General features: G+C 35.6%; 8 protein-coding genes and 4 tRNA genes. 8 read left to right on the forward strand and 4 right to left on the reverse strand.

The features are described from left to right. Positions 1-126: 126 nt before the first annotated feature. The 8 genes from alaS (at position 127) to rarD (ending at position 6,010) form a co-directional block, all read left to right on the forward strand. Entirely contained in the window at positions 127-2,760 is a 2,634-nt protein-coding gene (gene alaS / locus A9G34_RS02700; protein WP_065568796.1) for an alanine--tRNA ligase, read from the forward strand. Positions 2,761-2,888: 128 nt separating this feature from the next. Continuing rightward, on the forward strand, positions 2,889-3,092 hold the full coding sequence (csrA, locus tag A9G34_RS02705; protein ID WP_065568797.1) for a carbon storage regulator CsrA: 204 nt from the start codon (positions 2,889-2,891) through the stop codon (positions 3,090-3,092). Between the two features lie 125 nt (positions 3,093-3,217). Further along, positions 3,218-3,310 (forward strand) — tRNA-Ser (locus A9G34_RS02710). 19 nt (positions 3,311-3,329) lie between these two features. Further along, positions 3,330-3,406, forward strand: a tRNA-Arg gene (locus tag A9G34_RS02715). Positions 3,407-3,424: 18 nt separating this feature from the next. Beyond that, positions 3,425-3,501 (forward strand) — tRNA-Arg (locus tag A9G34_RS02720). Positions 3,502-3,520: 19 nt separating this feature from the next. Beyond that, positions 3,521-3,597: transfer RNA gene (locus A9G34_RS02725), tRNA-Arg, on the forward strand. Positions 3,598-3,754: 157 nt separating this feature from the next. Further along, entirely contained in the window at positions 3,755-5,047 is a 1,293-nt protein-coding gene (gene serS, locus A9G34_RS02730) for a serine--tRNA ligase (RefSeq protein ID WP_034943591.1), read from the forward strand. A 66-nt stretch (positions 5,048-5,113) separates the two neighbouring features. Beyond that, complete coding sequence (gene rarD / locus A9G34_RS02735) at positions 5,114-6,010, forward strand: EamA family transporter RarD (protein ID WP_065568798.1); 897 nt, start codon at positions 5,114-5,116, stop codon at positions 6,008-6,010. Between the two features lie 50 nt (positions 6,011-6,060). On the opposite strand, the gene pflA is transcribed toward rarD, so the two are convergent. The 4 genes from pflA to A9G34_RS02755 all read right to left on the reverse strand — a co-directional run. Continuing rightward, a complete protein-coding gene (gene pflA, locus A9G34_RS02740; RefSeq protein WP_141670316.1) occupies positions 6,061-6,837 on the reverse strand; it encodes a pyruvate formate lyase 1-activating protein in 777 nt (258 codons plus the stop codon). Between the two features lie 225 nt (positions 6,838-7,062). Then, on the reverse strand, positions 7,063-9,345 hold the full coding sequence (gene pflB / locus A9G34_RS02745) for a formate C-acetyltransferase (RefSeq protein WP_034943595.1): 2,283 nt from the start codon (positions 9,343-9,345) through the stop codon (positions 7,063-7,065). Between the two features lie 64 nt (positions 9,346-9,409). Beyond that, a complete protein-coding gene (gene focA, locus A9G34_RS02750; protein WP_034943596.1) occupies positions 9,410-10,258 on the reverse strand; it encodes a formate transporter FocA in 849 nt (282 codons plus the stop codon). Positions 10,259-10,623: 365 nt separating this feature from the next. Beyond that, the coding region (locus A9G34_RS02755) for an SdrD B-like domain-containing protein (RefSeq protein ID WP_304363945.1) at positions 10,624-11,244 on the reverse strand (621 nt) is incomplete at its 5' end.

Genomic DNA, 11,244 nt, shown 5'->3' on the forward strand with positions numbered 1-11,244 from the left:
TTTTCCTTATTTACTTGTAATATAAGCTAGATTCACTGCAGATATATAGAATATTTGTATTTCAACTTTAGTTGTAAACGGGTATATACTATGTTTAAAAACCTATCGTTTTATATGGAAGCATAAATGAAAAGTACTGCAGAAATTCGTCAAAATTTTCTTGACTTTTTCCAAAGCAAAGGACACGAAGTTGTCGCTAGTAGTTCCCTTGTTCCACATAATGATCCAACGTTATTATTTACTAACGCTGGGATGAACCAGTTTAAAGATATATTTCTTGGTATTGATAAGCGTTCTTATACCAGAGCGACTACATCACAACGCTGCGTACGGGCAGGCGGTAAGCATAATGATCTTGATAATGTAGGTTATACAGCTCGACACCATACATTTTTTGAAATGTTGGGTAATTTTAGTTTCGGTGACTATTTTAAACGCGATGCTATCTATTTTGCTTGGGAATTACTGACCAGTGAAAAATGGTTTAATATTCCTAAAGAAAAATTAACAGTTACTGTTTATGAAACTGATGATGAAGCATTTTCAATTTGGGAAAATGAAATTGGTATACCTAAAGAACGCATCATTCGTATAGGTGATAATAAAGGAGCACCCTATGCTTCTGATAATTTTTGGCAAATGGGTGATACAGGACCTTGTGGACCTTGTACAGAAATTTTTTATGACCATGGTGATCATATTTGGGGAGGTCCCCCAGGAAGTGCTGAGGAAGATGGTGATCGATTTATCGAAATTTGGAACATTGTCTTTATGCAATTCAACCGTAATTCTAATGGTATTATGGAACCTCTTCCTAAACCGTCTGTAGATACAGGTATGGGACTTGAGCGCATTGCAGCTGTATTACAGCATGTCAATTCTAACTATGAAATTGATCTGTTCAAAAAATTGATCCAAGAAGCAGCGAAGATTATAGAAACAGGCGATCTTGAAAGTAAATCGTTACGTGTTATTGCAGACCATATACGTTCTTGTGCATTTTTAATATCTGATGGTGTTTTACCATCTAATGAAGGTCGTGGTTACGTATTGCGACGTATTATTCGACGTGCAGTGCGCCATGGTCATATGCTAGGCGCTAAAGGAATTTTCTTTTATAAACTGGTTAAACCATTAATTGATGTAATGGACATTGCCGCAACGGAGCTTAACCAAAATCGTAAAATTGTCGAAGATACATTAAAAATTGAAGAAGAACAATTTTTAAAGACGTTAGAACGTGGCCTATTTTTACTTGATCAAGAATTAGTAAAAATAACAGGAACCATATTACCAGGCGATGTTGCATTCAAGCTATACGACACTTATGGTTTTCCATTAGATTTAACCGCCGACGTATGTCGCGAAAAAAATATTACTATTGATGAATCTGGATTTAATCAATGTATGGAAGAACAGCGAAAAAGAGCGCGTGAATCAAGCTCATTTAGTGTCGATTATAGTAATGTTATAAAACTTGATGATAAAACAGAATTTTTAGGTTATCAAGATACAGAATCATTAGGCAAAGTGATTGCCATTTTTAAAAATGGTCAAAAAGTTGAATGCATTAATGCCGGTGATGATGCTATTGTCATCTTAGATAAAACACCTTTCTATGGTGAATCAGGTGGTCAAATTGGTGATAAAGGTTTATTAACTTCTGCGAATCTAGAATTTAGCGTTTTAGATAGCCAAAAATACGGTAAGAGTATTGGTCATTTGGGCCATGTTATCAAAGGATCTTTAAAAGTTGGTGATAATGTCACAGCAGCAATTGATATTGAGTTACGTGAGCGTATCCGTCGTAATCATTCAGCTACACATTTATTACAAGCTGCTTTACAAAGAATTTTAGGCAATCATGTCCACCAAAAAGGATCACTTGTTAATGAAAATTATCTGCGTTTTGACTTTTCACATAACCAAGCCATTACGCCAGAACAAATTAATGAAATTGAGAACCTTGTGAATCAGCAGATTCGACATAATTTGCAGGTTGACATCGAATTTATGCCAATAGATGATGCAAAAAACAAAGGTGCCATGGCGCTATTTGGAGAGAAGTATGAAAACATTGTTAGGGTTTTAACAATGGGTGATTTCTCAATAGAACTTTGTGGTGGAACACACGTAAATCGAACAGGTGATATTGGGTTGTTTAAAATTACTTCTGAATCGAGCATTGCTTCTGGTGTGCGCCGTATTGAAGCCACAACAGGGCAAAATGCAATCGAGTACATACACCATGAATCCAATTTGTTAAATCAGATTGAACAACTGGTTAAAAGCGATAAATCGACAGTATTAACGCGGGTTGAACAATTGATTTATCAAACTAAGGTATTAGAAAAAACAATTGAGCAATTGAAAGCACAAAAAGCCAGCCAGGAAAGTGCTCAACTACTCAATCAATGTGAAAAAATTAATAATAAAAATTTACTAATTGCTAAACTTGAAAATGTCGAAGCGAAAGCATTACGTACAATGGTTGATGATCTTAAAAATCAATTGAAAACTGGAGTAATTATTTTAGCTGCTATCAATAATGGCAAAATCAATTTAGCCGCTGGTGTAACAAATGATCTAATAACAATTGTTAAAGCTGGCGAATTAGTATCTGAATTGGCATTAAAACTAGGTGGTAAAGGCGGTGGGCGGCCTGACTTCGCCCAAGCAGGTGGAATGGATATTTTGGCATTACCAGGAGCGTTATCTTCTGTGAAACAGGAAATCAGTAAAAAATTACAAGCAGGTTAGTAAACTTGCAAGTTTTTGAAAAGCAAATGAGTAACCTGTAAAATCCATCTTTGTTCTTATCGGTGGTGGCTAACGAAGCTACTTTTATAATAATTTGGATATATTAATAACTGAGAGTAGGAGATCTAATGTTAATATTAACTAGGAGAGTAGGTGAGACACTAATTATTGGTGACGATATTGTTATTACAATTTTAGGCGTAAAAGGCAACCAAGTAAGAATTGGTATCAATGCACCTAAAGAAGTTTCTATTCATAGAGAAGAAATATATAACAGAATTCATCAAGCTCAGCAAAACAAAATTGATGAAAATTCTGAGTCTGATGAGTAATATTGGGCATGAAATAAACAACTAGAACGTGGAAACAAAAAAATGTTTGACTTATTTTTTGTAAAACGTAATATGTGCGCCACACATTATGATTTTGTTGTTCAATTGAAGTCGTAGTTGTTTTTGGTGAGATGGCCGAGAGGCTGAAGGCGCTCCCCTGCTAAGGGAGTATGCGGTCAAAAGCTGCATCGAGGGTTCGAATCCCTCTCTCACCGCCATTTTTAAAAATTAAAATATGCATCCGTAGCTCAGCTGGATAGAGTACCCGGCTACGAACCGGGCGGTCAGGGGTTCGAATCCCTTCGGATGCACCATTTTAAGAAATTCAAAATGCATCCGTAGCTCAGCTGGATAGAGTACCCGGCTACGAACCGGGCGGTCAGGGGTTCGAATCCCTTCGGATGCACCATTTTTTTACGAACTTACACGCATCCGTAGCTCAGCTGGATAGAGCACTCGGCTTCGAACCGAGCGGTCAGGGGTTCGAATCCCTTCGGGTGCGCCATTTCGGTTGAATCCCGATATAAATCTAGTATACTACACCAACAAATATTAATATTTATTATCAATCTGCTTTTTTGATTTAAATGTTCTACTAGCTATATTAGAATAACAACTAAAGTAGAAAGATATCCTCTAATAGATGACAATGGACTTTTTTTATGTTGGACCCGAATTTACTCCGAAATGAATTAGATCTCGTTGCTAACAAATTAGCACGACGAGGCTTTAAATTAGATATTAATACGATTCGTCACTTAGAAGAAAAACGCAAAGTATTACAAGTTGAAACCGAGAACTTACAAGCCGAACGTAATGCTCGTTCAAAAGCAATTGGCGAAGCAAAAGCACGAGGCGAAGATATTACAGCTGTTCGTGAAGAAGTCAATAAACTTGGTGAAAAACTCAATAGTGCTAAAGCAGAGCTTGATATCCTACTAAGCAAAATTAAAGATATCGCTTCCACTATCCCAAATATTCCTGATGACTCTGTTCCTGATGGAAAAGATGAAAATGATAATGTTGAAATTTCTCGCTTTGGCACACCAAGAAAATTTGATTTCCCAATTCAAGATCATGTTGCATTAGGAGAACGCTTTGGTGATCTTGACTTTGCAGCAGGGGTAAAACTCACTGGTGCACGTTTTGTGGTTATGAAATCACAAATAGCACGCTTACATCGTGCTATTACTCAATTCATGTTAGATTTACACACAGAACAGCATGGTTATGCCGAAATTTATGTACCGTATTTAGTCAATCAAGCGACACTTTTTGGAACAGGACAATTGCCAAAGTTTGCAGGTGACTTATTTCATACTAAACCGCTTGATGAAGAAACTGAAAGCAGCAATTATGCATTAATTCCAACTGCCGAAGTACCTGTAACTAATCTTGTGCGCGATGAAATCCTTGATGAAAGTGTATTACCATTAAAAATGACAGCACATACTCCTTGCTTCCGCTCTGAGGCTGGCTCTTATGGTAAAGACACTCGTGGCTTAATTCGTATGCATCAATTTGATAAAGTAGAATTAGTTCAAATTGTTAAGCCTGAAGAATCGATGAAGGCATTAGAAGAGTTAACTGCTCACGCAGAAAAAGTATTACAATTACTTGAATTACCATATCGAAAAATTGTGTTATGCACCGGCGATATGGGTTTTGGTTCTTGTAAAACCTATGATCTTGAAGTATGGGTACCAGCTCAAAATACTTACCGAGAAATTTCTTCTTGCTCAAACATGTGGGATTTCCAAGCTCGCCGCATGCAAGCTCGTTATCGAAATAAAGCTGATAATAAAACATATTTAGTACATACACTAAATGGTTCTGGTCTAGCTGTTGGACGTACACTTGTTGCTATTATGGAAAACTATCAGCAAGCAGATGGTTCAATTAAAATTCCATCTGTTTTAGTACCTTATATGAATGGTGTTGAGTTTATTAAATAACTCACATTATCTTAGAGAATAGCGCTATCTATTAGCGCTATTTTTTTATTAATAAAGGTGAAAAAAATGATAAAAGGTGTAGCGCTTTCAATACTGGCATCATGTCTATTTGGGTTACTTTATTACTACCCAGTTTTGTTACACTCCTTATCTGTTGTTGATATTTTTTGTTGGCGATTACTAACTTCATTTCCTGCAATAGTTATATTAATCATTGTTGGAAAACAGTGGTCAGTTATAACTGCACTTTTTAGACGAATAAAACAACAACCACTTTTTTTATTAGGGTTATTATTTTCTTCTGTTTTGCTCACAATACAGATGATGATTTTTATTTGGGCACCACTTAACGGACATGGATTATCGGCATCGCTAGGTTATTTTTTATTACCACTAGCAATGGTGATTTCTGGGCAAATCTTTTATAAAGAAAAACTCAGCTTCTTACAAAAAATAGCTGTTGCACTTGCAGTTTTAGGCGTTGCTATTGAAATTTACATCACTGGTGCTTTCTCATGGGAAACCGCTGTTATTGCTTTGGGATATCCGATCTACTTTATAACAAGGCGCAAATTGCGAATAGATGGCATTGTGGGCACATTTTCTGACTTTTTCTTTATCTTCCTAGGATGTCTTATATATTGTGCCTTAAATTATCATTTAGACAAGATAACCAATGATCTTGCTCATTTCCCGATTTATATACCAACCTTGGGGATCATCACGGCGATTGCTTTTGCAATCTATTTTGTTGCAAGTCGCTTACTGCCCATGGGATTATTTGGTTTATTGGGATATGTAGAGCCAGTATTGCTAACCGTTATTTCAATATTATTTTTGCATGAAAAAGTTTCATCAGAGCATATTGTGTCATATGGATTTATTTGGTTATCTGTTTGCGTTCTAGCTTTTGAAGGTGGGATTTTTGTTATACGAGCAATAAAACGAAAAAGATTACAATAGATACTTAAAGAGGCACAATTGAATGTGCCTCTTATAAAACAACCTATCTACTATTTACTAAATGTAACATAATGACCATAGCTTTCTAAAATACCTTGGATCCTATCAAGGGTTTCTCTTGGTGGAGCCTCAACGCCTTCCAACTTATATTTATCACCAATCGTATCCCATTTATATGCACCTAGTTTATGATAAGCAAGTAATTCTACACGCTCAATATTATCCATCCCCTTAATAAATTTACCAAGCAGATGTGCTGAATTATCATCATCAGTCCATCCAGGAACAACAACATAACGTATCCAAGTTCGTTTATTAATTTTTTGCAGGTATTTAGCAAATTCAAGAACTCGTTTATTTGGCACACCAACTAATTTTTGATGTATTTCATCATTGACTTGTTTTAAGTCAAGCATAACCAAATCAGTAACATCCATCAGCTTGTCCATTGTATTATCTAATTGCCTTGCATATCCATTGGTATCTAAGCAAGTGCTAATGCCTTCTTGTTGGCAAGCTTCGAACCACTCAATAATAAATTCGGATTGCAAAGTTGCCTCTCCACCTGAAGCGGTAACTCCACCACCATTTGGCATAATAAAACTCTTGTAAGAAATAATTTCTTTCATCAACTCATCAACGGTGACTTCTCGCCCTGCTTTCAAATCCCAAGTATCCCGGTTATGACAATACAAACAACGCATTAGACAACCTTGAAAAAAAACAATGAATCTGATACCTGGTCCATCAACTGTACCAAAAGATTCAAAAGAATGGATACGACCTTTAATAGGTTCTTTTGTTGTCATAATAATATTTTGTGCCATAAATGTTTTTCTCTATGTTATTGCCACATTGCTTTTAAGCTTATTTTAACTTAGATGATGCATTACATATACCGATTATGCTAATCAGCTATAATTTTTATATAGTTAATTATACCGAACAAATCAGAATAATATTCAATTAAATTTGATCAAATGCCAACAAAAATAGTAAAAAAATAGCGCCCTTAAAGGCGCTATTTCAATTCAATTATTAAGATAACTAAATTACATAGATTGTGTAAAAGTACGTGAAATTACGTCTTTCTGTTGTTCTTTAGTTAACGAGTTGAAGCGTACTGCATATCCAGAAACACGAATTGTCAATTGTGGATATTTTTCAGGATGCTCCATTGCATCTAATAATGTTTCACGATTTAATACGTTAACATTCAAGTGTTGACCGCCTTCTACTGTCGCTTCGTGATGAAAATAACCATCCATTAAACCTGCTAAATTACGTTTACGTGCATCATCATCTTTACCCAATGCATTTGGAACGATAGAGAAAGTATATGAAATACCATCTTTAGCATAAGCAAATGGTAATTTAGCAACGGATGTTAATGAAGCTACCGCACCTTTTTGATCACGCCCATGCATTGGATTAGCACCAGGTCCAAATGGCGCACCAGCACGACGACCATCAGGAGTATTACCAGTTTTCTTACCATATACAACGTTGGAAGTAATGGTTAATACTGATTGAGTTGGAATTGCATTACGATAAGTTTTAAGTTTCTGAATTTTCTTCATGAAACGTTCAACAAGATCAACAGCAATATCATCAACTCGTGGATCATTATTACCGAATTGTGGATATTCACCTTCGATTTCAAAATCAGTTGCTAAACCATCTTCATCACGAATAGTTTTAACTTTGGCATATTTAATAGCAGACAATGAGTCAGCTGCAACAGAAAGACCAGCAATACCACATGCCATAGTGCGAATAACATCACGATCATGAAGTGCCATTAATGAAGCTTCATAGCTATATTTATCATGCATATAGTGAATTGCATTTAATGCTGTTACATATTGTTTTGCTAACCAATCCATAAAGTGGTCTAAACGAGCAAACACTGTATCAAAATCTAAATATTCATCAGTGATTGGAGTCTCTTTAGGACCAACTTGCATTTTTAATTTTTCATCCACACCGCCGTTGATTGCGTATAGTAGAGTTTTAGCAAGGTTTGCACGTGCACCAAAGAATTGCATTTGTTTACCAACAATCATTGGGCTTACACAACATGCAATAGCATAGTCATCATTATTAAAGTCAGGACGCATTAAATCATCATTTTCATATTGTAATGATGAAGTATCGATAGATACTTTTGATGCAAATTCTTTAAATCCACTTGGTAAGTGCTCAGACCAAAGGATTGTCATATTCGGTTCAGGCGATGGTCCCATTGTATATAACGTATTTAAGAAACGGAAAGAAGTCTTAGTAACTAATGTACGACCATCAACACCCATACCAGCGATAGATTCAGTTGCCCAAATTGGATCACCAGAGAATAACTCATCGTATTCTGGCGTACGTAAGAAACGAACCATACGTAATTTCATTACAAAATGGTCAACAATTTCTTGAGCATCCTTTTCTGTAATTAAGCCAGCTTCAAGATCACGTTGGAAGTAAATATCAAAGAAAGTCGACGTACGACCTAATGACATTGCAGCACCATTTTGTGATTTAACCGCAGCTAAATAACCAAAGTAAGTCCATTGGACAGCTTCTTGTGCAGTTTTAGCTGGTCCTGAAATATCGTAGCCATATTTAGCAGCCATTTCTTTAATTTGACCAAGTGCTCGATGCTGTTCTGCAATTTCCTCACGACGTTGCATAGTCATTGCTAAATCAACGCCATTTTCAAAATCAGCTTGTAATGAATTGAATTGTGCAAATTTATCTTGCATTAAGTAGTCAATACCATAAAGAGCAACACGACGGTAGTCACCAATAATACGACCACGACCATAAGCATCAGGAAGACCAGTGATAACTCCTGATTTACGACAACGAAGAATATCTGGAGTATAAATATCAAAAACACCTTGGTTATGAGTTTTACGATATTCCGTGAAGATTTTTTTAACTAAAGGATCAAGTGTTCTATTATAAGCTTTACAAGAATTCTCGATCATTTTGATACCACCAAACGGGATAATTGCGCGTTTTAGTGGTTTTTCAGTTTGTAAACCAACAATTTTTTCTAAATCTTTTTCTATATAACCTGCATCATGAGCGGTAATTGTAGAAATAACACTTGTATCAAAATCCACAGGAGCATGGGTAGCATTTTCAACTTTAATGCCTTCCATTACTTTATCCCATAACTTAGTAGTTGCTTCAGTTGCTCCCGCTAAGAAAGACTCATCACCTTCATATGGCGTGTAGTTCTTTTGAATAAAATCGCGGACATTAACATTATTTTGCCAATCACCATCTTTAAATCCTTTCCAAGCAACTGCTTGTACTTCGTTTAAATTACTCATAATTTTCACCTCAGGTTTACAAAAATATTTATTACCCTTTTACATAAGGGTAAATATTACAAAATCAATGTGGTTTACGTAAATATAAAAACCAATAAGGTAGCGCCACTGCTAAACCACCTAAAATATTCCCAATTGTCACGGGAATTAAATTATTTAGAACAAAATGCTCAACTGTTAAATCTTTAAATGCTTCTGGTGCAACACCAATTAATTGCCAAAACTCAGGAGAAGCAAAATGATTAATCATAATTCCCATTGGGATCATAAACATATTTGCAATACTATGCTCAAAGCCACTAGCAACAAACATTGCAACTGGTAAAACCATAATTAACATTTTATCAATTAGGCTACGACCTGCATAACTCATCCAAGCTGCTAAACAAACCATTAAATTAGCTAGTAAACCAAGAAAAACTGCTTCAATAAAACTATGGTGTAATTTATGATCAGCGGTTTGTAAGACGTTCAATCCCCACAATCCATTGGCAACCATATATTGACCAGAAAGCCAAATTATTACAACAAACAGTATAGCACCAATAAAATTACCAATATAGACTAAAACCCAATTACGAATCATTTTCATCCAACTAACTTTATGAGTCATTTTAGGCAAAATAGTTAAAACAGTTGAAGTAAAAAGATCAGCACCACAACAAACAACTAGCATAAGTCCTAATGAGAAACAAATACCACCGACTAATTTTGCTAAACCAAAAGCAACAGTCGCTGTACCTGTAGTTACAGTAATATAAAATACAAAAGCAATAGAGATAAACACACCGGCCATTATTGCAGATAAAACTGTGCTACATGGGTGTTTATTTACTTTGTAATTGCCAATTTCCTCAGCAATTTGTGTCATTTGTGCGGGGGAATAAGAATCCACAAGTTTATCGATACTCAAACTAACATCCTCAAAAAAACTAGGGTTTTATGAGGCGCATAGTATACTCCAAATTCACATCAAATCACCATTTTTTAATTAAAAAAATCGAACTAATATCAACCATATGTTTTTATTTAAAATTTATTCTCCATTTTTCATCATTATTTGTTAGTAAACGATTATGTTTGTGTAAAGGATACCTTCATATGCGGAATAAAAATTAATGCAGAATAAGTTTTAATAAAAAATATCTCACTCTTTTCCGAAACAACAGGAAAAGAGTGAAAACAAAAGGATATAAACAATTATATTTAACTTTAACACTGCTTCAAATGTAGATATCCATATCCACATTTATTCGAATAACCCCATATTACTATGGGCTACTCTTCTTTAAAAACCATGAAATCAACTTTACTTGGTAATCCTGGTGATACCCTTACTACCTTAGGATTACGACCACTAACACGGTATTCCTTCGGTAAGCTTCGCGGATCGAGTTTGATAACAAAGTTACCACCACGTTCCCAACGTCCACCCGATACATCGACTAAATGGTAACGCCCATGTGCATCAGTTGTGATAATCTCTCCTCGCACCGTGATTAATTTCACGCCACCAAGTCCTTCCTCACCTTCGTCTTGCACTCCATTACCATTTTTGTCCACAAACACTTTACCAAAAATTAATGCATTATCAAATAATGGGTCTGACGTCACTGTCACTGTTGCTTGAGCTATATTTGACACCACCTTACCTGTTAAGGAATTTAATGCCATTGCTGTGTTCGTATACTCACCTTGAGTTACACCTGAACCCACCACTAACATATAGCTAATGACCATTTCACCATTACCCGATAAACTTACCTTGTCATACGTCACCGTTCTGCCACCTTTCGGATCCATCACTTTCTTACCGTTAACTCGTGATGAACCATTAACAAATTTAAAGCCCGCAGGTAAAATATCTTTAATTTTGATATTTGCTGGTTGTGCTTTATT

Source organism: Gilliamella sp. Choc4-2 (assembly GCF_001690355.1).
Taxonomy (GTDB): Bacteria; Pseudomonadota; Gammaproteobacteria; order Enterobacterales; family Orbaceae; genus Gilliamella; species Gilliamella apicola_A.